The 25410-nt window shown below is 71.6% G+C and carries 24 protein-coding genes and 1 pseudogene; 16 read left to right on the top strand and 9 right to left on the bottom strand.

Going from position 1 to position 25410, the window contains the following annotated elements; genetic code table 11:
* Positions 1-190: 190 nt before the first annotated feature.
* The 6 genes from kdpF (at position 191) to L0965_RS07205 (ending at position 8788) form a co-directional block, all read left to right on the top strand.
* Positions 191-280 (top strand): K(+)-transporting ATPase subunit F, encoded by a 90-nt coding sequence (gene kdpF / locus L0965_RS07230; protein WP_060959093.1) that lies wholly within the window; start codon positions 191-193, stop codon positions 278-280.
* The gene (kdpA, locus tag L0965_RS07225) at positions 280-1968 is read left to right on the top strand and encodes a potassium-transporting ATPase subunit KdpA (protein WP_060959092.1); all 1689 of its coding nucleotides are present in this window, start codon (positions 280-282) and stop codon (positions 1966-1968) included. The genes kdpF and kdpA overlap by 1 nt, the downstream gene beginning before the upstream one ends.
* Position 1969: 1 nt before the next feature.
* Positions 1970-4141, top strand: a complete 2172-nt coding sequence (kdpB, locus tag L0965_RS07220) for a potassium-transporting ATPase subunit KdpB (RefSeq protein WP_101307046.1) — start codon at positions 1970-1972, stop codon at positions 4139-4141.
* Positions 4142-4164: 23 nt separating this feature from the next.
* A complete protein-coding gene (gene kdpC, locus L0965_RS07215; RefSeq protein WP_101307047.1) occupies positions 4165-4785 on the top strand; it encodes a potassium-transporting ATPase subunit KdpC in 621 nt (206 codons plus the stop codon).
* Between the two features lie 756 nt (positions 4786-5541).
* The gene (locus L0965_RS07210; RefSeq protein ID WP_101307048.1) at positions 5542-8094 is read left to right on the top strand and encodes a DUF4118 domain-containing protein; all 2553 of its coding nucleotides are present in this window, start codon (positions 5542-5544) and stop codon (positions 8092-8094) included.
* A 4-nt stretch (positions 8095-8098) separates the two neighbouring features.
* Positions 8099-8788 carry a response regulator gene (locus tag L0965_RS07205; protein WP_101307049.1) on the top strand — a complete coding sequence of 230 codons (690 nt, stop codon included), beginning with the start codon at positions 8099-8101 and terminating at the stop codon, positions 8786-8788.
* Positions 8789-8909: 121 nt separating this feature from the next.
* Here L0965_RS07205 and L0965_RS07200 read toward each other — a convergent pair whose 3' ends face one another.
* The 4 genes from L0965_RS07200 to L0965_RS07185 all read right to left on the bottom strand — a co-directional run bounded on the left by L0965_RS07200 (position 8910) and on the right by L0965_RS07185 (position 11686).
* On the bottom strand, positions 8910-9872 hold the full coding sequence (locus tag L0965_RS07200; RefSeq protein ID WP_101307050.1) for an SRPBCC domain-containing protein: 963 nt from the start codon (positions 9870-9872) through the stop codon (positions 8910-8912).
* 1 nt (position 9873) lies between these two features.
* A complete protein-coding gene (locus tag L0965_RS07195) occupies positions 9874-10236 on the bottom strand; it encodes a helix-turn-helix transcriptional regulator (RefSeq protein WP_060959087.1) in 363 nt (120 codons plus the stop codon).
* 722 nt (positions 10237-10958) lie between these two features.
* The gene (locus L0965_RS07190; RefSeq protein WP_101307051.1) at positions 10959-11294 is read right to left on the bottom strand and encodes a TraR/DksA C4-type zinc finger protein; all 336 of its coding nucleotides are present in this window, start codon (positions 11292-11294) and stop codon (positions 10959-10961) included.
* On the bottom strand, positions 11291-11686 hold the full coding sequence (locus L0965_RS07185; protein WP_157831656.1) for a VOC family protein: 396 nt from the start codon (positions 11684-11686) through the stop codon (positions 11291-11293). Before L0965_RS07185 ends, L0965_RS07190 begins: the two co-directional genes overlap by 4 nt.
* A 108-nt stretch (positions 11687-11794) precedes the next feature.
* On the opposite strand from L0965_RS07185, the gene L0965_RS07180 reads away from it, so the two are divergent.
* Positions 11795-12076 carry a hypothetical protein gene (locus L0965_RS07180; protein ID WP_101307301.1) on the top strand — a complete coding sequence of 94 codons (282 nt, stop codon included), beginning with the start codon at positions 11795-11797 and terminating at the stop codon, positions 12074-12076.
* 13 nt (positions 12077-12089) lie between these two features.
* On the opposite strand, the pseudogene L0965_RS07175 reads toward L0965_RS07180, so the two are convergent.
* Positions 12090-12869: pseudogene (locus tag L0965_RS07175) on the bottom strand (integrase core domain-containing protein); the annotation flags it as partial.
* 586 nt (positions 12870-13455) lie between these two features.
* Between L0965_RS07175 and L0965_RS07170 the strand changes: the two are divergent.
* Genes L0965_RS07170 through cas2e form a run of 5 tightly spaced genes read left to right on the top strand, consistent with a single transcriptional unit; the run spans position 13456 to position 16533 of the window.
* Entirely contained in the window at positions 13456-13998 is a 543-nt protein-coding gene (locus L0965_RS07170) for a type I-E CRISPR-associated protein Cas7/Cse4/CasC (protein WP_234057968.1), read from the top strand.
* On the top strand, positions 13995-14714 hold the full coding sequence (gene cas5e / locus L0965_RS07165) for a type I-E CRISPR-associated protein Cas5/CasD (RefSeq protein ID WP_232783946.1): 720 nt from the start codon (positions 13995-13997) through the stop codon (positions 14712-14714). The genes L0965_RS07170 and cas5e overlap by 4 nt, the downstream gene beginning before the upstream one ends.
* Positions 14714-15373, top strand: a complete 660-nt coding sequence (cas6e, locus tag L0965_RS07160; protein ID WP_101307057.1) for a type I-E CRISPR-associated protein Cas6/Cse3/CasE — start codon at positions 14714-14716, stop codon at positions 15371-15373. Before cas5e ends, cas6e begins: the two co-directional genes overlap by 1 nt.
* A gap of 12 nt (positions 15374-15385) precedes the next feature.
* Positions 15386-16333, top strand: a complete 948-nt coding sequence (gene cas1e, locus L0965_RS07155; protein WP_101307058.1) for a type I-E CRISPR-associated endonuclease Cas1e — start codon at positions 15386-15388, stop codon at positions 16331-16333.
* Between the two features lie 2 nt (positions 16334-16335).
* A complete protein-coding gene (cas2e, locus tag L0965_RS07150) occupies positions 16336-16533 on the top strand; it encodes a type I-E CRISPR-associated endoribonuclease Cas2e (protein ID WP_232783947.1) in 198 nt (65 codons plus the stop codon).
* 220 nt (positions 16534-16753) lie between these two features.
* Here cas2e and L0965_RS07145 read toward each other — a convergent pair whose 3' ends face one another.
* Positions 16754-17332 carry a hypothetical protein gene (locus L0965_RS07145; protein WP_101307059.1) on the bottom strand — a complete coding sequence of 193 codons (579 nt, stop codon included), beginning with the start codon at positions 17330-17332 and terminating at the stop codon, positions 16754-16756.
* 267 nt (positions 17333-17599) lie between these two features.
* On the opposite strand from L0965_RS07145, the gene purL reads away from it, so the two are divergent.
* The 4 genes from purL to L0965_RS07130 all read left to right on the top strand — a co-directional run bounded on the left by purL (position 17600) and on the right by L0965_RS07130 (position 21994).
* Positions 17600-19936, top strand: coding sequence for a phosphoribosylformylglycinamidine synthase subunit PurL (purL, locus tag L0965_RS07140; RefSeq protein ID WP_061782386.1), 2337 nt, complete (start codon positions 17600-17602; stop codon positions 19934-19936).
* A 4-nt stretch (positions 19937-19940) separates the two neighbouring features.
* On the top strand, positions 19941-20075 hold the full coding sequence (locus tag L0965_RS16595; protein WP_255266093.1) for a hypothetical protein: 135 nt from the start codon (positions 19941-19943) through the stop codon (positions 20073-20075).
* Between the two features lie 122 nt (positions 20076-20197).
* The gene (locus L0965_RS07135; protein ID WP_101307060.1) at positions 20198-21193 is read left to right on the top strand and encodes a hypothetical protein; all 996 of its coding nucleotides are present in this window, start codon (positions 20198-20200) and stop codon (positions 21191-21193) included.
* 42 nt (positions 21194-21235) lie between these two features.
* Positions 21236-21994, top strand: a complete 759-nt coding sequence (locus L0965_RS07130) for a hypothetical protein (RefSeq protein WP_101307061.1) — start codon at positions 21236-21238, stop codon at positions 21992-21994.
* A 10-nt stretch (positions 21995-22004) separates the two neighbouring features.
* Here the strand turns inward: L0965_RS07130 and L0965_RS07125 are convergent, their stop codons facing one another.
* Genes L0965_RS07125 through L0965_RS07115 form a run of 3 tightly spaced genes read right to left on the bottom strand, consistent with a single transcriptional unit; the run spans position 22005 to position 25125 of the window.
* Positions 22005-22892 carry a glycine betaine ABC transporter substrate-binding protein gene (locus L0965_RS07125; protein ID WP_101307062.1) on the bottom strand — a complete coding sequence of 296 codons (888 nt, stop codon included), beginning with the start codon at positions 22890-22892 and terminating at the stop codon, positions 22005-22007.
* Positions 22889-23839 (bottom strand): proline/glycine betaine ABC transporter permease, encoded by a 951-nt coding sequence (locus tag L0965_RS07120; protein WP_101307063.1) that lies wholly within the window; start codon positions 23837-23839, stop codon positions 22889-22891. The genes L0965_RS07125 and L0965_RS07120 overlap by 4 nt, the downstream gene beginning before the upstream one ends.
* Positions 23839-25125, bottom strand: a complete 1287-nt coding sequence (locus tag L0965_RS07115) for a glycine betaine/L-proline ABC transporter ATP-binding protein (RefSeq protein WP_101307064.1) — start codon at positions 25123-25125, stop codon at positions 23839-23841. Before L0965_RS07115 ends, L0965_RS07120 begins: the two co-directional genes overlap by 1 nt.
* Positions 25126-25410: the final 285 nt, after the last annotated feature.

Genomic DNA, 25410 nt, shown 5'->3' with positions numbered 1-25410 from the left:
GACGGCGCAGCCCGCCGCGATGCCGGAGTTGGATCGGATTCCGTGCCCACGGTGGGCGCCCGCGCAGAGGCCCGATGACGGAGCGCGGTCAGTGTCCGGGAGTTCCTGTGCTCGATGTGATCTACGTCGTCGTGACGATCGCGGTGTTCGCGGTCGTCGCCCTCGTCGCGAAGGGGGCGGAGCGACTCTGATGGACGTCTTCTCGATCATCGGCGCCGTGCTCGGCGTCGCCAGCGTCGTCTACCTGGTCGTCGCCCTCGTGAAGCCGGAGCGCTTCTGATGGGCGTCGACACCGCCGACATCTGGTTCGGCGTCCTGCAGATCGCGACGCTCGTCCTGCTGCTCGCGCTGCTCTACCGTCCCGTGGGCGATCTCATGTTCCGCATCTTCACGAGCGAGAAGGATGCCGCCGCCGAGCGCGTCGTCTACCGCCTCATCGGCGTCGATCCGCAGAGCGAACAGACCTGGCAGGCCTACACCCGCGGCGTGCTCGCCTTCTCGCTGCTGGGCGTGCTGTTCGTCTACGCGCTCCAGCGACTGCAGGCGTTCCTGCCCGCTTCGCTCGGGCTGCCGGCCGTGCCGGAGGGGCTGGCGTTCAACACCGCGGCATCCTTCGTCACGAACACCAACTGGCAGTCGTACTCGCCCGAGGCGACGATGGGCTACCTCGTGCAGCTCGCCGGTCTCACCGTGCAGAACTTCGTGTCGGCCGCGGTGGGCATCGCGGTCGCGATCGCGCTCGTGCGCGGCTTCGCGCGGCGCGGGCAGAGCACGATCGGCAACTTCTGGGTCGACCTGACCCGCGGGCTCGGCCGGCTGCTGCTGCCGATCGCGGTCGTGGCGGCGCTCGTGCTGCTGGCCGGCGGCGTCATCCAGAACCTGAACGGCTTCGTCGACGCGCACACCCTCACGGGAGCGACGCAGTCGATCCCGGGCGGGCCGGTCGCCTCGCAGGAGGCGATCAAGATGCTCGGCACCAACGGCGGCGGGTTCTTCAACGCGAACTCCGCGCACCCGTTCGAGAACCCGACGCCGTGGACGAACCTGGTCCAGCTGCTGCTGATCCTCGTCATCCCGATCTCGCTCCCCCGCACGTTCGGCCGCATGGTCGGCGACAACCGCCAGGGCTACGCGATCCTCGCCGTCATGTCGACCCTCGCGATCGCGTCGATCGCCGCGGTGAGCGCGCTCGAGGTCGCCGGCCACGGCACCGCGCCGCAGCTCGCGGGCGGCGCCATGGAGGGCAAGGAGCAGCGTTTCGGCATCGTCGGCTCCGCCCTGTACGCGGCCGTGACGACCCTCACCTCGACCGGCGCCGTGAACTCGATGCACGACTCGTACACCGCCACCGGCGGCATGATCCCCCTGCTGAACATGATGCTCGGCGAGGTCGCCCCCGGCGGCGTCGGCTCGGGACTGTACGGCATGCTCGTGCTCGCGATCATCGCGGTCTTCGTCGGCGGCCTGCTCGTCGGGCGCACCCCCGAGTACCTGGGCAAGAAGATCGGCCCGACGCAGATCAAGCTCGCGAGCCTCTACATCCTCGTGACTCCGACGCTCGTGCTCGCCGGCACGGCGCTGAGCTTCGGCATCCCCGCCGTGCGTGCCGACGTCGAGGCGACCTCGATCCTCAATCCCGGCATCCACGGGATGACGGAGGTGCTCTACGCGTTCACCTCGGCCGCGAACAACAACGGCTCCGCCTTCGCGGGCCTCACCGCCAACACGCCCTGGTTCAACACGGCGCTCGGGGTGGTGATGCTGCTCGGCCGGTTCGTGCCGATCGTGCTCGTGCTCGCCCTGGCCGGCTCGCTCGCCGCGCAGGAGCGTGTTCCGTCCACCGCCGGGACGCTGCCCACGCACCGTCCGCAGTTCGTCGGCCTGCTCGCGGTCGTGACGGTCGTCATCACCGCTCTCACCTACTTCCCCGTTCTCGCGCTGGGTCCCCTGGCAGAAGGTCTGTCCTGACATGAACACGTCCACCCCGGTCCTCCACCGTCCGCAGCCCGCCGGCGACGACACCGCGTCGTCGCCCGCCCCCGCCCGCCGCGCGTTCGGCTGGACGCAGCTGGTCGGCGCCCTCCCCGGCGCCCTCCGCAAGCTCAACCCCGCCGAGCTGTGGCGCAGCCCCGTCATGTTCCTCGTGTGGGTCGGCGCGGCCCTCACCACCGCCATCGCCATCGCCGAGCCGTTCCTCGGCGGACCGCAGAGCTCCGGCGGCACGCCCGTGCCGGCCGGTTTCACGTGGGGCATCGCGGTGTGGCTCTGGCTGACCGTGCTGTTCGCCAACCTCGCCGAGTCGGTCGCGGAGGGCCGCGGCAAGGCGCAGGCGCAAGCCCTGCGGACGACCCGCACCGCGACGCTCGCGCACCTCGTGCGCGGCTACGACCCCACGACGGATGCCGCGGCCACCGCGGCCACCACCGACGACGTCGCCTCGTCCGAGCTCGCCCTCGATGACGTCGTGGTCGTGTCGGCGGGCGAGCTCATCCCCGGCGACGGCGACGTGATCTGGGGCATCGCCACGGTCGACGAGTCGGCGATCACGGGCGAGTCCGCCCCCGTCGTCCGGGAGTCCGGCGGCGACCGCAGCGCCGTCACCGGCGGCACGCGGGTGCTCAGCGACCGCATCGTGGTGCGCATCACCTCCCAGCCGGGCCAGACCTTCGTCGACCGCATGATCGCGCTCGTCGAGGGCGCGAACCGCCAGCGCACGCCCAACGAGATCGCCCTCGGCATCCTGCTGGCGAGCCTGTCGATCGTGTTCGTGATCGTCGTGCTGACCCTCAACCCGATCGCGTCGTACGCGGCGAGCCCGGTCAGCATCCCCGTGCTCGTCGCCCTGCTCGTGTGCCTCATCCCGACCACGATCGGCGCCCTCCTGTCGGCGATCGGCATCGCGGGCATGGACCGCCTCGTGCAGCACAACGTGCTCGCCATGTCGGGGCGCGCCGTCGAAGCCGCCGGCGACGTGACCACGCTGCTGCTCGACAAGACCGGCACGATCACCTACGGCAACCGCCGCGCGAGCGCCTTCGTCGCGCTCACCGGTGTCGCCGGCGACGAGCTGGCTCGCGCGGCCGCACTGTCCTCGCTCGCCGACCCGACCCCCGAGGGCGTGTCGATCGTCGAGCTTGCCGCGGCTCAGGGGGTCGCTCCCGCCGCGCCGGACGGATCGACGCCCGTGCCGTTCACGGCGCAGACGCGCATGAGCGGTCTCGATCTGGTCGACGGCACGCAGGTGCGCAAGGGCGCGGCATCCGCCGTGCTCGCCTGGCTCGAGGCGGAGGGGCACGCGGTGGCGCCGCAGCAGCGCGCCGAACTCCTCCAATTCACCGACGCCATCGCCCAGTCCGGCGGAACCCCGCTGGTGGTCGCCACGCTCGACCCCCGATCTGGAGGAGTTCCGCTCGGCGCCGTGCACCTGAAGGACGTCGTCAAGGAGGGTCTCGCCGAGCGGTTCACGCAACTGCGTGCGATGGGCATCCGCACCGTGATGATCACGGGCGACAACCCGCTCACCGCGCGGGCGATCGCCGCGGAGGCGGGCGTCGACGACTTCCTCGCCGAGGCCACCCCGGAGGACAAGCTGGCGCTCATCCAGCGCGAGCAGGCCGGCGGCGCGCTCGTCGCGATGACCGGTGACGGCACCAACGACGCCCCCGCGCTCGCGCAGGCCGACGTCGGCGTCGCGATGAACACGGGCACCTCGGCCGCGAAGGAGGCCGGCAACATGGTCGACCTCGACAGCGACCCGACGAAGCTCATCGACATCGTCCGCATCGGCAAGCAGCTGCTGATCACCCGCGGCGCCCTGACCACGTTCTCCCTCGCCAACGACATCGCGAAGTACTTCGCGATCATCCCGGCGATGTTCATGGGGGTCTTCCCCGGACTCGCGGCGCTGAACCTCATGCAGCTGCACTCCCCGGCATCCGCCGTGACGAGCGCGATCATCTTCAACGCGATCATCATCGTCGTGCTCATCCCGCTGGCGCTGAAGGGCGTCGCGTACCGGCCGGCGAGCGCCTCGCAGATCCTCGGACGCAACCTCCTCATCTACGGCCTGGGCGGAGTGGTCGCCCCGTTCGTCGGCATCAAGCTCATCGACCTCGTCGTGAGCCTTCTCCCGGGCTTCTGACCGGGCTTCCGAAAGGCATCGTCATGTCCACCCGCACCTCCACCCGTACCTATGCCCGCCACCTCGGCGTCGCCGCCCGCGCGATGCTCGTCGCCACCGCCGTGCTCGGCCTCGCCTACACCGCCCTGATCACCGGCATCGGGCAGCTCGCCCTCCCCGCGCAGGCGAACGGCTCGCTCGTGCGCGGCACCGACGGACAGGTCGTCGGCAGCGCGCTGATCGGCCAGTCCTTCACGGATGCCGACGGCGCGGCCCTCCCGCAGTACTTCCAGTCGCGGCCGTCCGCCGCCGGCGACGGCTACGACGGCACGGCCTCGAGCGGCTCGAACCTCGGGCCCGAGAACGCGGACCTCGGCGCCGCGATCGGCGAGCGCCAGGCCGCAATCGCCTCGTCGGACGGCGTGGCGCTCGGCGACATCCCAGCCGACGCCGTCACGGCATCCGGGTCGGGCCTCGACCCGCACATCTCGCCGGCGTACGCGCAGCTGCAGGTGGCGCGTGTCGCCGAGGCCCGGGGCCTGGATCCCGCCGCGGTGTCGGCGCTCGTCGATCAGCACACCACCGGCCGGGACCTCGGTTTCCTCGGCGAGCCCCGGGTGAACGTGCTCGAGCTGAACCTCGCCCTCGATGCCCTCGGACGCTGACGCGTGCGGGACGGCGGCAAGCGGGGTCTCGACGCGCTGCGCTCGCTCGCTCGCTCGCTCGACGAGCGGGGCGGAGTCGGAACCCCCGGGAGCAACCGCACTGCAAGGCCGCCGCGCCGACACGCCGCCGGTGCGACGGATGCCACGGCGTGTCCCCCGGCATCCCTTGCAGTTCGGGTCGCGTGTGGTGGGTTCAGGGCGGGCAGGTGGGGGGCAGCCGGGTCCCAACGACCGGCAGCGCCTACCCCACCCCAACTGCAAGGCCGACGCCGCGACACGCCACCGGTGCGACGGATGCCACGGCGTGTCCCCCGGCATCCCTTGCAGTCCGGGCCGCGTGTGGTGGATTCAGGCCGGGCAGGTGGGGGTGGCCGGGTCCCAACGACCGGCAGCGCCTACCCCACCCCAACTGCAAGGCCGACGCCGCGACACGCCACCGGTGCGACGGATGCCACGGCGTGTCCCCCGGCATCCCTTGCAGTTCGGGCCGGTTGCGGTTTTTCCAGCTCGGGCAGGTGGAGGTGGTTGGTCGGGTCGGGTCGGGCCCACGGCGGGAGCCCCGTCCGGACCACGGACCCCACCCCAACTGCAAGGCCGACGGGCCGACACGCCGCCGGTGCGACGGATGCGACGGCGTGTCCCCTGGCATCCCTTGCAGTTCGGGTCGGTTGCCGGGTCGGGCGAGCGGCACGGCCCGGGCCCACGAGAACAGCTTCGGCGGGGCCGGAGAACCGACGGGAGAACTAGGGTGAACGCATGAAGCGCGGCAGGCTGCGGGTGCTGCTCGGGGCCGCGCCCGGCGTGGGCAAGACGTACGAGATGCTCTCCGAGGGGCGTCGGCTGCTCGCCGACGGCCACGACGTCGTCGTCGGCATCGTCGAGACGCACGGGCGCGCCGCGACCGCCGCGCAGGCGGAGGGCCTCCCCACGCTCGCGCGCCGGCGGCTACGCCACCGCGAGGTCGAGCTCGACGAACTCGACCTCGACGGCCTGCTGGAGCGGCATCCGGAGATCGCGCTCGTCGACGAGCTCGCGCACACCAACGCGCCGGGCTCGCGCAACGAGAAGCGCTGGCAGGACGTCGAGGAGCTGCTGGCGGCGGGCATCGACGTCATCACGACCGTCAACGTGCAGCACATCACCTCGCTCGGCGGGGTGGTCGCGCAGATCACGGGCGTCGCGCAGCGCGAGACGGTGCCGGATGCCGTGGTGCGCGCGGCCGATCAGATCGAGGTGGTCGACCTCGCGCCGCAGTCGCTGCGCGACCGGCTCGCCGCCGGTGCGGTCTACCCCGCCGAGCGGATCGACGCAGCCCTGTCGAACTACTTCCGTCTGGGCAACCTCACGGCACTGCGCGAGCTCGCGCTGCTGTGGCTCGCCGACGAGGTCGACAGCGCGCTGCAGAGCTACCGCGAGGAGCACGGCATCCGCGGCGCATGGCAGGCCCGCGAGCGCGTCGTCGTCGCCCTGACCGGCGGCCCCGAGGGCGACACCCTGCTGCGCCGCGGCGCACGCATCGCGGCGCGCGCGGCCGGCGGCGAACTGCTGGCCGTGCACGTGACGACGCAGGAGGGCTTGCGCGCCGCCGCGCCCGGGGCGCTGGCCGCCCAGCGCGCGCTGGTCGAATCGCTGGGCGGCAGCTACCACCAGGTCATCGGCGAAGACGTGCCGCGCACGCTCGTCGACTTCGCGCGCTCCGTCAACGCGACGCAGCTCGTGCTGGGAGCGAGCCGGCGCAGTCGGCTCGGCGCGGCGTTCACGGGTCCCGGCATCGGTGCCACGGTCATCCGCGAGTCGGGCGACATCGACGTCCACATCGTCACGCACGCGGCCGCGGGCGGCGCGCTGCACCTGCCGCGGGTCACCGGCGGCGCGCTCGGCTGGCGCCGCCGCATCCTGGGGCTCGTCGTCGCGCTGACGGGCGGGCCGTTGCTGTCGTGGCTGCTGTTCGCGACATCCAACGACGAGACGATCACCTCCGATGTGCTCGCGTATCAGCTGCTGGTCGTGGTCGTCGCCCTGATCGGCGGCATCTGGCCGGCCCTGTTCGCGGCGGTGCTGTCGGGACTCACGCTCGACTTCCTCTTCATCGATCCCCGCTTCACCGTCACGATCGACAACCCGCTGCACGCCCTGTCGCTCGTGCTGTACGTCATCATCGCGATCCTGGTGAGCTGGATCGTCGACCAGGCCGCGCGGCGCACGCGGCGGGCACGTCGGGCGGCGGCGGAATCCGAGCTGCTCGCGACCGTGGCCGGCAGCGTGCTGCGGGGCGAGAGCGCCGTTCCCGCGCTGGTCAGCCGCACCCGCGAGGCGTTCGGCCTGAGCGGGGCGCGCCTGCTCGCCGGCGACGGATCGAGTGGAGAGGTGCTCGCCACCGACGGCGAGCCGGTACGGGACGGTCGCGCCGTCGTCGTGCCGGTCGGCGCCGACGCGAGCGGACGACCCCGTGCCACCCTCGAACTCCACGGCGGCGACGTCGACGCGCTCGAACGCCGGCTGCTCGACGTGATCACGGCGCAGCTCGCGGCCGCGCTCGAGCACGGCGACCTCACGCAGACGGCGCGCACCGCCGATGCCCTCGCCGCCACCGACCAGGTGCGCACGGCGCTGTTGTCGGCGGTGAGCCACGACCTGCGGCGTCCCCTGGCCGCCGCGATCGCCGCCGTCGGGGGCCTGCGGGCCGCGGGGCCCTCCCTGAGCGCCGACGACCGCGACGAGCTCATCACCACGGCGGATGAGTCGCTCGCCGCGCTCGCGTCGCTCGTCACCGATCTGCTCGACGTCAGCCGCGTGCAGGCCGGCGTGCTGGCCGTCTCGCTGGCCCCGGTGGATGTCGCGGCGACGGTGCTGGAGGCGATCGACGAGCTCGGGCTCGGCCCCGATGCCGTCGAGCTCGCCCTCGATCCGGCGGTCCCGGCCGTCCGCGCCGATCCGGTGCTGCTGCAGCGCGTCGTGGTCAACGTGCTCGCGAACGCCCGCCGCTACGCCCCGTCCGGCACGCGCGTGCGCATCGCGTCGAGCCGCCTCTCCGCGACCGTCGAACTGCGCATCGTCGACCACGGTCCGGGCGTCGAGACGGAGCGGCAGGGCGACATCTTCGCCCCGTTCCAGCGTCTCGGTGACACCGACAACACCACCGGGCTCGGCCTCGGCCTCGCCCTTTCGAAGGGTTTCACCGAGGGGATGGGCGGAACGCTCACGCCCGAGACCACTCCCGGCGGCGGCCTCACGATGGTGATCTCGCTGCCCGTGGATGCCGCAGCATCCGTCACCGCGACGACCACCCGCTCCGGGGCGGGAGGATGACACCGTGAAGATCCTGGTCGCCGACGACGACCCGCAGCTCGTGCGGGCCCTGCGCATCACCCTCGCCGCGCACGGCTACGAGGTCGTCGCCGCCCCCGACGGCGCCGCCGCGATCGCGCTCGCGGCGCAGGCCCGGCCCGACATCGTGATGCTCGATCTCGGGATGCCGCGCCTCGACGGCGTCGAGGTGATCCACGCGCTCCGCGGCTGGACCGACGTGCCGATCCTGGTCGTCTCCGGACGCACGGGATCGGCCGACAAGGTCGAGGCGCTGGATGCCGGGGCCGACGACTACGTCACGAAGCCGTTCCAGATCGATGAGCTGCTCGCGCGGCTGCGGGCCCTCGGGAGGCGCCGATCCGGGGGTGCCGCGGCATCCGCCGACGCGCCCGTCGTGCGCTTCGGCGACGTCGAGGTCGACCTCGCCGCGACGCGGGTGGTGCGCGGGGGCGAGGTCGTGCACCTCACGCCCACGGAGTGGCGCATGCTCGAGTTCCTGGCCCGCAACCCCGGGACGCTGGTGACCCGGCAGAACCTGCTCAGGGACATCTGGGGCACCGATCAGGTGGCGGACTCGGGATACCTGCGCCTGTACATGTCGCAGCTGCGCAAGAAGCTCGAACGCGACCCCGCCCACCCGCAGCATCTGCTGACGGAGCAGGGCATGGGCTACCGGCTGGTGCTCGGGGACTGACCCGACCACGCCGCCGCGGCGTGCCACGTTTCGACTCGCTGCGCTCGCTCAACGACCGGACGGCGCACCCTCCCCGGTCGTTGAGCGAGGCGCGCAGCGCCGCGTCGAAACGCCCCGACCCTCAGCCCGCGACGACCGCCTCCAGCCGCGCGTACGACGACTCCATGCCGTCGGTCATCCCCGTGGCGAGGATCATGTCCCGCGTCTCCTTGTCGGGGTACTCGATCAGCAGCGTCAGCAACGTCGCGCCATCCTCCTCGTAGAGCTGGAGGTCGTTGAGGTTGGCCGGTCCCGGAACCCCGATCATCCGCTCGGTCGACACCTCGCGCCAGATCGGCTCGCTGAGCACGGTCTCGCTCTCGAATCCGAACCGGGTTGACTCGTCGTCGCCCTGCTGCCACACGAAGCGGGTGGTCTCGCCGACCTCGCACTCGATCATCTGCCAGCCGTCGGGTCCCAGCAGCCACTGCCGCAGCAGCTCGGGCTCGTGGTGGGCGCGCCACACCAGCTCGCGCGAGCCCTCGATGAGTCGGGTGATGCGCACGTGCTGATCGGTCAACAGCTCGGTGCGGGTGCCCTTGCCCTGCGCGTAGGCGCGGAGGTCCTGCAGCACCGCGTCGAGCTGGCTCATCGCGAGGCGCGAACCCTCGATCGCGCCCATCGCGACGACCTGCTCGAGCGCCTCGAGCGAGGTGAAGTAGGTGGTGTTGGTCAGGCGAGAGCCCTCGGCGGTCGCATCGAAGGAGAACAGCATCCGCATCGACGGGAAGCCTTCGAGCTTCTCGCCGTCGTCGCCGACGAACGAGTCGAGCACCTCGAAGCTGCGACCGGGCTCGACGTTCAGGACCTCCCACGATCCGGCGGAGCGCTCCCCCCGCGGACTCGTCATGCGGTAGTCCACGCGACCGCCGGGGCGGAGGTCGAACGCGGTGAACGTCGCCGGCCAGCCGGGAGGACCCCAGAACCGCTCGAGCTGCCGCGGGTCGGTGAAGGCCTCCCAGAGCCGGGAGACGGGAGCCGCGGCATCCGCGACGAGGGTCATCGTGAGGTTCTCGGGGTCGGTCGTGATGTCGGTGACGGGCATGTCAGTCTCCTTGCGTGGGACGGGGATCGTGCGGTTCAGCCAGCAGGGCGTCGAGGCGGTCGATGCGCGAGCGCCAGAGGTCTTCGTAGCGGGCGAGCAGCGCCCGGGCGCGGGCGATCATGCGCGGGTCGGCGCGCACGAGGCGCTCGCGTCCCTCGGCGCGCTTGATGACGAGGCCGGCGGCCTCGAGCACGGCGATGTGCTTCTGCACGGCCGCGAACGACATGTCGTAGTCCGCGGCGAGCGCCGACACCGACTGCTCGTCGACGATCGTGCGTCGCAGGATGTCGCGCCGCGTCGCCGCCGCGAGGGCGTGGAACAGGCGGTCGGTCTCATCGTCGCTCAACTCAGTTTGTACAACCATTTGGTTGTACGTTAGGGCAGGGGATGCCGCGTGTCAATGCCCCCGTTTCACAGCCCGGAGACCTCACCGTCGAACCTCCGCGGATGTCGCGGCGCACACCGACGGCGCCGGCCCCCCGGGCTGCGGACACGAAGCCGCGCCTGCTTCGTGTCGAACGCCTGTGGCGGCCCGAACTCCTCCACATCGGACGACGCCGCCCACCCTGAGGCGCTCCTGGACGGCTTCGACGCGCGAATGGAGGAGTTGGGGACCCGGCGGCGCGGCGAGTCGGGCAGGCACGGCGACCCGGCGCGCCCGGCCCGTCAGGTGCCGCCGGCTTGCGCGGCCCGAACTCCTCCATATCGGCCGCTGGGTCCCGCCCCGCGGCGTTCCTGGACAGCTTCGACCCGCGAATGGAGGAGTTCGGGACACGGCGACGCCGGCGCGGCGCGGCTCGGAAGGGCACGGCGGGCCAGGCATCGCGACCCGGGCACGCGTGGCCCGTCAGCCGACGCTCGCTTGCGCGACCCGAACTCCTCCACATCGGCCGCTGGGTCCCGCCCCGCGGCGTTCCTGGACAGCTTCGACCCGCGAATGGAGGAGTTCGGGACACGGCGACGCCGGCGCGGCGCGGCGACCCCGGCACGGCTCGGCACGGCTCGGCACGGCTCGGCGGGCACCGCACGGCGCCGCGGCCCCCGCTACCCGGGCACCGCACCGCGACCCGGGCACGGCGCGGTGCGTCAGGCGGCGCAGGCGATGCAGGTCGTCGCCATGGGGCGCGCCTCGAGCCGGCCGGGAGCGATCGGGGCACCGCACACGACGCAGACGCCGTAGGTCCCGGCATCCACCCGCGCGAGCGCGGCGTCGACCTCCGCCCGCTCGTCGCGCACGGAGCGACGGAGCGCGTCGATGCGCTGCCACTCCCCCGACAGGGTCGAGCCCTCCGGGTCGTGCTCGTCGTCGGCGGTCGCGTCGGACCGGTCGGCGCGCACGGCGACCTCATCGGCGTCGAGCCGGGCGAGCAGCTCGTCGAGCTCCGCGGCGCGAGCCCGCAGGCGCACGACGGGGTCGGTCATCCCTGATAGCCGATGAGCCAGGTCACCCCGAACCGGTCGCGCACCTGTCCGTCGTGATCGCCCCACGGCCGCAGTGCGAGGGCGTCGAGCACCTCGCCACCCTCGGCGAGCGCCGCGAACCACTCCTCGAGCGTCGCCGGATCGGCGGTGCCCAGGAGGGAGAACAGGATGCCGCGGAGCTCGAGGGTCTGCTCGCCGCTCCCGGCATCCGACGCGAAGAGCTCGACCGGACCCTGCAGCATGCCGTGCGCGATGCGGTCGGCGGGCCCGTCGTCGCGACCGAACTCGCCGAAGGTCGAGAGGACGAGTTCGCCGCCGAAGACGCCCCGGTAGAACTCGAGCGCGTCGCGTGCCGTGCCGTCGAAGGAGAGGTACGGGGTGAGTCCGGTCATGGGGGCGAGGATACGTCGAACCCGCGACACGCACGACCCCTCCTGTCAACCCCCGTGCGCGTCGCGCCCACCCGGCGAACAGTGGAGGAGACCACGAAGGAGGACGAGATGACCGATCCACAGACGTCCGACACCGTCGACCGCACGGCCGGCGTCGGCACCGAGGACGCCCCCGAGAGCGTCGCGCCCGACACCGAGGCGCTGACCGAGCCGAGCACCGAGAAGGACCCGGGCGAGGAGCCCCTGGCACCGCATCCGGAGGAACCGCTCGCGCCGAATCCGGAGGAGCCCCTCGCGCCCACTCCGGACGAGCCGACGATGCCGCAGGTGGAGGAGCCCAGCCACCACGCCGTGGGCATCGGCGTGATCGACGACGAGGTGCAGCGCTAGCTGTTCTCCCCGTGAGGTTGTGAACGCATTCGGTGGGGTTTGAGCCTGCGGGGGCGGGTGTGGGATCGATGGTGATTGTAGTGATGGGGCCAGAGTCGGCGTTGGTGGCTGCGCGGCGGCGTCTGACGGATAGGTCGCGGCGTAGGCCCATTCGGTTGCGAGGGTGCGGTTGAAGCCTCTGTCTTCCCGTTGGTCTGCGGCCGGTAGGGGCGGGTGCGGCGGTGGGTCACGGTTGTGCCGAGCGCGTCGGCGAATACGTGGGATCGGTAGCAGGAGCCGTTGTCGGTCATCACGCCCGTCACGGTGATGCCGTGCTCGGTGAAGAACGCGCGGGCGCGCTCCCAGAACGCCGCCACGGTCTCCTTGCGTTCGTCGCCGAGCTGTTTTCTGAGTAGGCGAGCCGGGTGCAGTCGTCCACAGCGTGGTGCAGGAACGCGTAGCCCAATCCACGCTTCTTGTTGCTGCGGTTCCCGGCCTGCCGGCCGAGCATGCGCCCGCCGCCGCCGTCAGGGATCATGCCGAGCGTCTTGATGTCCACGTGGAGGAGTTCGCCCGGCGTCTGCTTCTCGTAGCGGACAGGCTTGGGCTTGCGGACCGGGAGTCCGGTGGCCTGGTCGAGGTGATGCAACAACGGCATCCGGTAGCGGGCGAGCACGCGCCCGACCGTGGAGCGCGGGATACCGAAGTGGTAGCCGGTGCGGTGTGGTCCCCATCGCCTCGTGACAGGTGGTCCGAGCAGAGCGTGTGGGCGCGGGTCCTCGAGAAGGCGCAGTCCCTCGTGCACCCGCGCGGCGAGTTGGACTGGGGCGCGTCGATCGACTCCACGATCGTCCGCGTCCACCAGCGCGGGGAGCACTCGCGCTCGTAGCGCTCGCCCGTCGTGCTCGCGGGATCATCCCCGCGGATGCGGGGAGCACGTCGCGCCGTCGCTCGAGCGAGCACGTGGCGAGGGATCATCCCCGCGGATGCGGGGAGCACGCAGCGTACGACACAAACGGGCAGGGTGGCGAGGGATCATCCCCGCAGATGCGGGGACCACAGGATCGCCTCGGCCAGCAGCGGCGGCACGGCGGGATCATCCCCGCAGATACGGGGAGCACTCGCTGGCGGCGTTGGAGATCGACCGGGCCGTGGGATCATCCCCGCGGATGCGGGGAGCACGTGAAGCTGCTCCCGTTGCGTCCGCGGGGCGCGGGATCATCCCCGCGGATGCGGGGAGCACCAGTCGCAGTGCACGCTGACGCACTCGACGTGGGGATCATCCCCGCGGATGCGGGGAGCACCTGTCTCCGGCTGAGCAGCAGGAGGTCACCCGGGGATTATCCCCGCGGATGCGGGGAGCACCCCCGCTGCGCGTGGGCGGGGCCTTCTGTCCGTAGATGGACTGGGATCATCACACAGCGGTCGACGATCACAAAGCAGGCGACGATGAGGAGGATGCCGGCGCCGGCATGATCGGAACCGTCGAGTTCACCTCGTCGACGCTGTTCCGCTACGCGACTGTCGACGTGAACGCATTGCAGCGGAACCTCGGCGACGCTGAGGCGACGCAGCTCGCCGTCATTGAGTTTCTCCGCTCTTTCATCACGAGCATGCCGAGCGGGAAGCAGAACACCTTCGCCAACCGCACACTGCCCGACGCCGTCGTGATCTCGCTGCGCACCACTCAGTCGGTGAACCCGGTGGGCGCGTTCGAGGAGGCGGTCGCCGGTAGCACGCGTGTCAAGACGGCCAGTGAGAAGCTTGCGCGAGAGCTTCTCGAGATCGACGCCGCCTTCGGCACCACGCCCGAGAAGACCTGGGTCGTGCGTATCGGCGAGGCGACCGCTGCGCTCGACGATCTCGGCGAACGCGTGACCCTGGATGCCGCCGTGTCCGCCGCCGGTGACGCGGTCGCCGCCCGCCTCACCGCCGAGCCGTGAGCGCCCGGACCCTGCTGATCACGCTCGCGGGCCCTCAGCAGGCATGGGGCTCGCGCAGTCGCTTCGCGACGCGCGGAACTGAGCGCGCCCCGACTCGCAGCGGAGTGATCGGGCTGCTCGCCGCGGCCCTCGGCTTGGAGCGGACGGAGCCTCTCGACGTGTTCGACGGGCTCCGCTTCGGGGTGCGCATCGACCGGGCGGGCATCGTGGAACGCGACTTTCAGACGGCGCGGACTCTCGATGGTAAGACCTCCATGCCACTGTCCGACCGGCATTATCTGGCCGACGCCGTGTTCGTCGCGGGACTGGAATCGGAGGATCACGCCCTGCTCGAGCGTCTGCGGCAGGCGCTGCGCGAACCGCGCTACCCGCTGTATCTCGGTCGACGGGCGTTTCCCCCGGCCGGTCCCGTGCAGGCGCGGATCGTCGAAGGTTCGCTCCTCGAATCTCTGTCCGCTGAGCCCTGGCACGGGCGAGCGGGACACCCGCCCGAGACGCTGGAGATCCTCGTCGACGCACGGCCCGGCGATCGGGTCGACCTCACGCTGTCCGACAATCCGCGCAGCTTCGACCCCCGGCGGCGGCGGTATGACTGGCGCGACGTGACGGCCGGCGTCGTCCGCCGATCAGATGCCCCAGCCACCGCCCCGGCGGCATCCGGGTCAGCCCGCCCGGAACATGATCCGTTCGCACTCACCAGCGACGAGGAAGTCTGATGTACCTTTCCCGCATCCAGCTCAATCCCGCCCGACGCGGGGCGCAGCGCGTGCTGTCGTCGCCGCATGTACTCCATGCGGCCGTCCTCGCGGCATTCCCAGATCCATCCGCGCGCGAGGCGGGACGCGTCCTTTGGCGACTCGACACCGCCCCCCATCGTGCGCTCGTCTATATCGTCAGCCCCGGCCGCCCCGACCTCACCCATCTCGCCGAGCAGGCGGGATGGCCTTCGCTCGAGGACTCCTGGGGAACGCGGCCATACGACCCCATCCTCGGCCGCATCGACAACGGGCACCGCTACCGCTTCCGCCTGACGGCGAATCCGGTGCGCTCCGAACGCCTACCTGCGGGCGAGCGCGGCAAGGTCTATGGACACGTGACCGTCGACCAGCAGGAGCAGTGGCTCCTCACGCGCGCAGCGAGACGGGGATTCGACATCTCCGCCGGACCGCAGACCGACCGGGCCGACCTCGTCGTCAGCGACCGCCGCACGCTGACCTTCGCCCGCCGGGAGACACGGGTGACGCTCCGTGTGGCGACCTTCGAGGGCACGCTCACGGTCACCGACCGTGAAGCCTTCGTGCACGCACTTGGCCATGGCATCGGTCGCGCGAAGGGGTACGGCTGCGGTCTTCTCACGATCGCGCCTGCCGAGTAGACGGAGAAGAATATGACGATCCCAGGGGTGCGCCCTCCCGACCTGCCGGACCTGGTTCGTGCGGAAGACCGGCTGAGCTTCATCTATCTCGAGAAATGCAGCATCCATCGAGAGGCGAATGCGATCACCGCGACCGATGAGCGCGGCGTCATGCACATCCCCGCGGCATCCCTGGGCGTGCTGCTCCTCGGCCCCGGCACGACCGTCACCCAGCAGGCGATGGTGCTGATGTCCGAGAGTGGATCGACGGTCGTCTGGGTAGGCGAGGAGGGCGTGCGCTACTACGCGCACGGTCGCTCTCTCGCCCATAGCTCGCGCTTGCTGGAAGCGCAGGCTCAGCTCATGACGAATCAAACGAGCAGGTTGCGCGTCGCGCGCGAGATGTACGCAATGCGCTTTCCCGGCGAGGACACCTCGGGCCTCACGATGCAGCAGCTTCGCGGTCGTGAAGGGGCGCGGGTCCGACGGGCCTACCGGGAACATTCCGCTCGCACCGGGGTCGCGTGGAACCGGCGCGACTACGATGTCGAAGACTTTGCGTCGAGCGATCCCGTCAACCAGGCGCTCTCCGCGGCGAACACCTCGCTCTACGGCGTCGTGCACTCCGTCATCGTGGCCCTCGGCTGCTCACCCGGCCTCGGGTTCGTGCATACCGGGCACGTGCGCTCCTTCGTCTACGACATCGCCGATCTCTACAAGGCAGACCTCACGATCCCGCTGGCGTTCGACCTCGCCCACGAGATGCCCTTCGACATCGGATCCGCTGCGAGGCGGGCACTGCGCGACCAGTTCCATGGAGGCGCGTTCCTCGAACGGTGCGTCCGTGACATCCGGCACCTGCTGCTCCCCGAGGCGGAAGCAGATGCCACAGACGCCGGCCTCGCGGAGAACATTGTCTACCTCTGGGATGGCTCACGCCGTGCCGTCGCGAGCGGTACGTCGTATGGCGAGGATCTCTAGCGGTGGTCGTGCTCGTGTTATCGGCCTGCCCGCCCGGACTTCGCGGCTTCCTGACGCGATGGATGCTGGAGATCTCGGCGGGAGTCTTCGTCGGTCAGGTCTCGAAGCGCGTACGCGAGCGCATGTGGGTCCGCACGGTTGAGATGGTAAGAACCGGCCGCGCCATCATGGTGTCTCGGCTCGCAACGAACAACGACTGAGCTTCCTCGTGCACGGCCATCATTGGGAGCCCGTCGACGTCGACGGCATCACCCTCATGCTGCGTCCCCATGCCGACCGGGGCGCTGGCGACTCCGAATCGGATGACGCCCCCGCACCGTCGCGGGCACGCCGCCGCGCTCCGGTTGGAGCAAGGCCTCCCGCCACCGCAAACGCGGGTGAAGCGAGGTCGCGATAGCTCGCCCTGACCTACCCAACGACTCAGGACCTCAGCCCGCGCCGGGCGGCGACCGCGCCGCACCGCCAGCCGGGCGCATCGCCGCCGCGAGGCGGCGCGATCTCGGCGGTGTCGATCCCCGAGCCCTCCAGAAGCCAGGCGATCAACGAGTTCGAGTTCCACATGTCGCCGATCCCGAACGGATCGCGCCCCCAGACGAAGCGGGGCGCACGGCCCACCCGCGCGATCAGCGCGCCTGCCGCCGCGGGTGACAGGGCGAGCCGACGGGGCGGCTCCACGGCCCACCGGCGATCGGGGATGACGCCGTCCTTCCAGCAGCGGATCTCGTAGCGGAAGAGTCGGGAGCCCCCGAGCCGGCGCGATCCCACCGGTCCCTCGGCGACGACGCCGCGGGGGCCCACCGGACCGCCCCAGGCCGGCGTCATCTCGATGACGTATCCGGCCTCTCCGTCGAAGACCTCGAGGGCGGCATGGAAGAGGGGCCGCGGCGCCCGACGCGCCCGGAGGGCGCGCAGCGACTCCCACCAGCGGCTCGTCCGGACGACGACGCGCCCACCCGCCCCGACGGGCAGCCACCACAGGTCGGCGTGAGAGCCGGTCATGAGCGTCGACCGACGCGAGACGGAGACCCCATGCGTCGAGGCTACCGACCCTCGTCATCCGGGCCGCGGCCCGAACTCCTCCACCCCGCCGCCGCACCCGGCGGATCGGGCTGTGGCCGCCTCTGACAGGCGCGGATGGAGGAGTTCGGGACACGAGCAGACGCGGAGCGGACCCCGCGGAGCGGGCCACGGGCGCGCGCCCGTGCCGGACAGCGTCCCGGCTAGACTGAGGCCGTCCCCGGCACCCGAGTCTTGGAGTCCCGCCGCGTGAGCACCCCCGCATCCGACAGCAAGGTCGCAGACACTGTCGAGAACGCCGTCCAGACGCCGGAGAAGGAGCAGCCGTACGCGGCGCTCGGACTCAAGAGCGACGAGTACGACCAGATCAAGCAGATCCTCGGCCGCCGCCCCACCAGCGGCGAGCTGGCGATGTACTCGGTGATGTGGAGCGAGCACTGCTCGTACAAGTCCTCCAAGATCTACCTGCGCCGCTTCGGACAGAAGGTCTCCGAGGAGATGAAGGCGCGCCTCATGGTCGGCATGGGCCAGAACGCCGGCGTCGTCGACGTGGGCGAGGGCTGGGCGGTCACCTTCAAGGTCGAGAGCCACAACCACCCCAGCTACATCGAGCCGTTCCAGGGCGCCGCGACCGGCGTCGGCGGCATCGTCCGCGACATCATCTCGATGGGCGCGCGCCCCGTCGCGGTCATGGACCAGCTGCGCTTCGGCGCCATCGACAACCCCGACACGGCCCGCGTCGTGCACGGGGTGGTCAGCGGCATCAGCTTCTACGCGAACTGCCTGGGCCTGCCGAACATCGGCGGCGAGACGGTCTTCGACTCCGTCTACCAGGGCAACCCGCTCGTCAACGCCCTCGCGGTCGGCGTCATGCGCCACGAGGACATCAAGCTCGCCAACGCCACCGGCGCGGGCAACAAGGTCGTCCTCTTCGGCGCCCGCACGGGCGGCGACGGCATCGGCGGCGCATCGATCCTCGCGTCCGACACCTTCGCCGACGGCGGCCCCACCAAGCGGCCGGCCGTGCAGGTGGGCGACCCGTTCGCCGAGAAGGTGCTCATCGAGTGCTGCCTGGAGCTCTACCGCGACGAGCTCGTCGAGGCGATCCAGGACCTCGGCGCCGCCGGCATCTCCTGCGCCACGAGCGAGCTGGCCGCCAACGGCGGCTCGGGCATGCGCGTCGACCTCGAGAACGTGCTGCTGCGCGATCCCACGCTCACGCCGGAGGAGATCCTCATGAGCGAGAGCCAGGAGCGCATGATGGCGATCGTCGCGCCCGAGAAGCTCGACGCGTTCCTCGCCGTCACGGGCAAGTGGGATGTCGAGACGAGCGTGCTCGGCGAGGTCACCGGCGACGGCCGCCTGCAGATCTTCTGGCACGGCGAGCAGATCGTCGACGTCGACCCCTCGACCGTCGCCGTCGACGGCCCGGTCTACGAGCGCCCGGTCGCCTACCCCACCTGGATCGACGCCCTGCGCGACGACTCGGCCTCGGCCCTCGACCGCACCGACGACCCCGCGACCCTGCGCACGCAGTTCCTCGATCTGCTGGGCAGCCCCAATCTCGCCGACACCAGCTGGGTCACCAACCAGTACGACTACTACGTCATGGGCAACACGGCGCTGAGCTTCCCCGATGACGCCGGTATGATCCGCGTCGACGAGGAGAGCGGCCTCGGCTTCGCGATCGCGACCGACTGCAACGGCCGCTTCTGCCAGCTCGACCCGTACGCGGGTGCGCAGCTGGCCCTGGCCGAGGCGTACCGCAACGTCGCCGTCACGGGGGCCGTTCCCACCGCCGTCACCGACTGCCTGAACTTCGGCAGCCCGGAGAACCCCGAGGTCATGTGGCAGTTCGGCCAGGCCGTCGACGGTCTCGCCGACGCGTGCCTCGAGCTCGGCGTCCCGGTCACCGGCGGCAACGTCAGCTTCTACAACCAGACCGGCGACACCCCGATCTTCCCGACGCCGGTGGTCGGCGTGCTGGGCATCATCGACGACGTCGCCCGCCGCATCCCGAGCGGCTGGCAGGATGCCGGCGAGAACATCTATCTGCTGGGTGTCACGGCCACCGAGCTGAGCGGATCGGCGTGGGCCGAGACCGTGCACGGCCACCTCGGCGGACGCCCGCCGGCGGTCGACCTCGCGCAGGAGAAGCGCCTGGCGGAGCTCATCCACGCGGCATCCCAGCAGGAGCTCGTCTCGAGCGCGCACGACCTCTCGTCGGGCGGGCTCGCCCAGGCCCTCGCCGAGGCGGTGACGCGGTTCGGTGTCGGCGCGCGCGTGTGGCTGCGGGAGATCATGGAGCGCGACGGCGTGGATGCCGCGACCGCCCTGTTCAGCGAGTCGACCGGCCGCGTCATCGTGTCGGTGCCGCGCGAGGAGGACGTGAAGTTCCGCGGACTGTGCGAGGGCCGCGGCTACCCGGTGCTGCGCATCGGCGTGACCGACGTCGCGGCGGACGGCGACGAGCCGGCACTCGAGGTGCAGGACGTGTTCACGGTGACCGTCGGCGAGCTGCGCGCCCGCGCGCAGGCCACGCTGCCCGCGGCGTTCGGTCCGACCGTCACCGAGCCCGTAGGCTGAGCGCATGAGCGACGAGGACGAGTACACCGGCATGAACGAGGCGCGCACGCGCCGCACGCGCATCATCGCCTGGGTCACGATCATCGCCCTCATCCTCGTGGGCGGCGGCGCGACGGTGCTCGCCCTGCTCTTCGGCTGAGCCGGCGCGCGGGCTCCTCGGCGCATCGCGCACTCCGCGTCGGATCGAGAGGCCTCGGCCGGTACGGATGCCGCGGCATCGGGTCTGCGAGCGCTCCCAGGCGTTCTCGTTAGGCTGAGGACGTGGATCCGCTCTGGGCGTCTCTCGCCGAGTTCTGGTGGATCGGGCCGACGGTGATCGGCACCGGCACCCTCGGCTGGCTCGGGCTGCGCCGGGAGCGTCGGCAGCGCCACCGCCGCATCGAGCTCGACGCGGCGCGCCTGGAGATGCACGCCGCCCGCCGCGCGGCGACGGCCGCGCGTGCCCGGCACCGGGTGGCGCGCACCGAGCTGGCGCGGGTGCAGGCCGAACAGGCGACGGGGCGCGCCGGTCGCGCGGACGTGATCGCCGCACGGCGCGAGCTCGACCGTGCCGCCGACGAGGCGCGAGCCGCCGCGGCGACCGCGCGCGCCCGACGTGCGCACGTGGCGGCCGCCCGCGCGGCGCTGCCCGCGGCGACGGATGCCGCCGACACCCCCACCGCGCGACTGCTGGCCACGCACGACGCGATCACGGCGCGATGGATGACCTATGAGACCGATCCCGCGCGGCTGATCGCCTTCCCGGCGATGACCGATGCCCGCCAGCCGCTGACGGCGGCGTTCCTGGCCGCGGAGCGGCGGGCGCGCGAGCGGCGTCCGGCCTCCGCGCAGGCGCGCATCACGCCGCCGCAGTTCGCCGCGTACCGGGATGCCGTGGCGGCCGTCTCCCGCGCATTCGATGCGGCCGAGGCCGACGCCTGGCGGCAGGCGCGGGCGGCGGGCGACGCCCCGGCACGACCGGCGCCCGGCGACCCCGATGCGCCGCGCGCCGGCACGATCGGGATCGCCCCGTGGACGGAGATCGCGCAGAACCTCACCCAGACGGTCACGCACACGGTGATCGCGCGGGGGACGGAGGCGTTCGCCCGCGTGATGGCGACCCGGGGATCGCAGGCGGCGCCGGCGCCGCGCGGCGACGCGGCCACGACGCAGAACCCCGAAGACCCACCCCCGGGCGCCGCCGGCCCCGCCGCTTCCGGCCGTCCCGACGCTCCCGGCGGTCCGATCTGGCCCGTGCCGCGACGCCCGCGCGCCTAGGCCTCGCCGCGCAGAGGCCTCCCCGCGCATAGGGTTGAGGCCGTGGACCAGTTCTGGATCTTCGCCCAGCACTATTGGTGGCTGGTGTTCCCCGTTCTCGGCGTCGCGGGCGGCGCACTGCGCCGGTGGGACGTGCTCGCGCAGCGTCGTCACGCGCGTCGGCTGGAGGTCATGAAGGCGAAGGCCGAGCTGAAGACCATCACGGCGTCCACCCGCGTCTCCGGAAGCGACCCCCAGCCCATCACGAAGCCCTCCCCGCTGCCCGATCAGCTGGAGAAGCTGTTCGCGGTCCACGACGACGTGACCGCGCGGTGGTTGGAGTACGAGCTCGATGTGGCCCGCATGATCGCCTTCCCCACCATGAGCGACGGCCGCCAGCCCCTGACCGCGGCGTTCCTGCGTGCCAAGAAGGTCGCCGACCGTCTGCGCCCGCCGTCGGCCGATGCCCGGGTCGGCGCCGACCAGGTCGCCGAGTACCGGGCGGCGGTGACCGACTACGAGGTCGCCTTCGATCTCGCCGAACGCGAGGCCCGACGCGTGCGCGACTCGCAGTTCACCGAGACCGAGCGCAAGCGTCTCGCCACCGCGCAGCAGCTGCTGGCCGTCGCTCTCGACGAGTCCGCGACGCCGGCCGAGCGCCAGGTCGCCTACCGACGGGTGCGCGAGGAGGTCGACGGCCTGCTGGCCCTGTCCGACGAGGCCGTCGAGATCCTCGAGAACCGCGTGGCCCTCCAGCTCGAGCGTCCGCATCCCGCTTCCGACGACGAACGGGGTCCGGCGAACGCCGGACCCCGTCCCTGACGGTCACGCCTTACGCGGTGAGGCCGTCGACCCATTCCTGGTTGTCGGCGATCCACTGCTTCACGACGGGGCCGTAGTCGTCGCCGCTGTACTGGTTGAACATGGCGTCCTCGAGCGAGGCGAGCTTGTCGCCCGGCATCGAGAAGCCCGAGATCCAGCCGTGCACCTCGGGGTGGTCCTGCGCGAACGAGGTCGCGGCCACCGAGTGGATGCTCTCGGCATCCCCCAGCAGTCCCTTCGGGTCGGCGAGATCCTTCACCGGGAACGCGTTGTACGCCCAGTGCGGCCGCCACAGGGTGACGGCGATGTTCTGCCCGGCATCCGTCGCCTTCTTCAGCTCGGCGAGCATGGCGGGCGTCGACGACTCGACGAGCTGCAGGCCGTCCAGCCCGTAGCCCGGCACGACGTCGTCGCCGGTGATGCGCATGAGTCCGGATCCGGGCTCGATGCCGATGATCCGGCCGCCGAACTGGTCGGATGCCGCGGCGAGCTCGTCGAGCGAGTCGATCGGCGCATCCGCGTTCACGGCGATGGTGAGCCGGGCGTCGTCGTTCCAGGCGCCGAGGTCCTCGACCTTGTCGCCGTAGCGCTCCATGTAGTCGGCGTGGGTCGTGGGCAGCCAGGTGTCGAGGACGAGGTCGAAGTCGCCGCGGGCGAGCCCCTGGTACACCGGCGCGACGTCGGCGTACGTGAGCGTCACGTCGTAGCCCTTGTCCTCGAGGATCGACTGCCACAGGTACGACGCGGCGATGCCTTCGTCCCACCCGTTGAACACGGCGATCTCGATCGACTTCGGGTCGGAGGCGGATCCGCCGGCGCCTCCGGCGCATCCGCTCAGGGCGAGCGCGGTCGCCGCGGTCAGGGCGATGCCGCCCAGAATGCTCCTGGTGTTCTTCATGCTGACGTCCTCTCCATCCGCGTGCTGTCCGCGGATCGTTCGGTGTCAGCCGCGGACTCTCCGCGGCTGGGGCGGGCGTCGTGCCCGCCGGGTCGGGGGGTGGTGCGGGCACGGCGCGGTGCGCGTGGGCGCCCGAGCGCCGAGGTGAGGCGGTCGAGGATCATGGCGATCATCACGACCGACAGCCCGGCCTCGAAGCCGAGGCCCACGTTGATGCGGCCGATGGCGCGGACGATCTCGCCGCCGAGGCCGCCGGCGCCGACCATCCCGGCGATGACGACCATCGAGAGGCTGAGCATGATCACCTGGTTGATGCCGGCCATGATCGACGGCAGCGCGAGCGGGATCTGGATCTGGCGCAGCACGCGCGCCGGGGAGGCCCCGAAGGCGTACCCGGCCTCGACGACCTCGCTGTCCACCCCGCGGATGCCGAGCTCGGTGAGGCGGACGCCGGGTGCGATGGCGAACAGGATCGTGGCGATCATGCCGGGGACCGCCCCGACGCCGAAGAAGATGATCGCCGGGATCAGGTAGACGAAGGCGGGCATCGTCTGCAGGAAGTCGAGCACGGGACGCACGATGCGCGACACGGTGTCGCTCCGCGCCGCCCAGATGCCGACCGGGATCGCGATCACGATCGCCACCAGCGCCGCGACGATCACGAGCGCGAGGGTGTCCATCGCGTTGTCCCACTGGTCGACGGCGACGATGACCAGCAGTCCCAGCGCGGTGCCGAGCGCCAGCCGCCAGCCGCTCACGGCGAAGGCGGCCGCGGCGAGCACCAGGATCAGCAGCCAGAACGGGGGCGCCATGAGCACGGCATCCACCCCGTCGTAGACGGCACCGAGCACGAACGCGACGGCGTCGAAGAGCCCGCGCAGCACGTCGCCGAGCACGTCGACGACGGCCTCGGCCCACTCTCCGACGGGAATGCGCAGCGCCTCCATCAGCGACCCCCTTCCGCCGCGGCGTCGACGAGCGGCGTGAACTCCGCCACCATCTCCAGCGGCGTCTGCACGACCGGCATCTCGCGCGTGGTCGGCGGCACGTTGCCGAGCGCCGCGAGCAACGTGATGCGCGGGATGACGCCGCGCAGGCGCCCGTCGGCGTCGACGACCGCGAGCGGGACGGTCGCCTCGACGGCGGTCTCGACGATGTCGGTGAGCAGGTCGTCGGGACCGACGGTCGGCACGTGCGCATCGACGATGCGGCGGAGGTCGGTCTCCCCCGACTTCACGGCGCGGATGACCGCCCGATCCGTCACGACGCCGACCAGACGCCGATTCTCGGTGGCGAACACCGCGCCGGCCTGGTTCTCGCGCATCGCGCGGAGGGCCCCGCGCACGCCCGCGGTGATCGGCGTGGACAGCGTGGGCGGCTCCATGACGGCGGATGCCGTGAGCACACGCGCCCGGTCGACGTCCTGGACGAACTGGGCGACGTAGTCGTTGGCCGGGTCGGTGAGGATCTCCTCCGGCGTGCCGTTCTGCACGATGCGGCCATCGCGCATGACCGCGATGCGGTCGCCGAGGAACATCGCCTCGTTGAGGTCGTGCGTGATGAACACGATCGTCCGGCCCAGCTCGCGCTGCAGCTCGACGAGCTGCTCCTGCATCTCGCGACGGATGAGGGGGTCAAGGGCGGAGAAGGCCTCGTCCATGAGCAGGATGTCGGTCCCGGCGGTGAGCGCCCGCGCGATGCCGACGCGCTGGCGCATGCCGCCGGACAGCTGGTCCGGAAGCGCGTCCGCGCGATCGCCGAGCCCGACCCGCTCCAGGATGTCGCGGGCCCGCTCGCGGCGCTCCGCCTTTCCGACGCCCTGGATCTCGAGGGCGTAGGCGGCGTTGTCGAGCACGCTGAGGTGCGGCAGCAGCGCGAAGTGCTGGAAGACCATCGACACCGACGCGCGGCGGATGCTGCGCAGCTGCGCGGCGGAGGCCGTCGTCACGTTGCGGCCGTCGATCGTCACCTCGCCGGCGGTGGGGGCGAGCAGGCCGTTGAGCATGCGGATGATCGTCGACTTGCCCGAGCCGGACAGCCCCATGATCACGAAGATCTCGCCGCGGTTCACGGTGAAGCTGGCATCGACGACGGCGGCCGTCCCGGCATCCGCCACGTCGGCGCGGGACTGTCCGGCGCGCAGCCGCGCGACGGCGTCCTTCGGATCGCGTCCGAAGACTTTGAACAGATGCCGCGCCTCCAACAGGGGCGCAGCGGAAACAGCGTCGGTCACAGAACACCTCGGCAGCCCGGTGCACAGGCTGCATCGGTCACGCCCGGGTGACGGCCGCTCGCGCTCGTGCTGAACGCTCGGCGCAGGACATCGGGTCCGCGCAAAGGCCGCCGACCGTACGTCCGCCGGTGCCAACGGGCACGACAGCGGTCGCGGACTGGTCTGGGTCATCGACCCCGCAAGGGGCCGTGCTCCACGGTTTCATCCCTGTGAATGCTCACGCAAATTGGACCTTTCGCCGACGACTCGCTATCGCGCGTGCGCGCGGGCCGGGCCGCGGGACGC

It is taken from the genome of Microbacterium sp. NFH-22A-Y (assembly GCF_021401375.1).
Classification (GTDB): Bacteria; Actinomycetota; Actinomycetes; order Actinomycetales; family Microbacteriaceae; genus Microbacterium; species Microbacterium hominis.
Note: the sequence above shows the minus strand (reverse complement) of the source record. Positions and strands in the feature narration are given on the sequence as shown.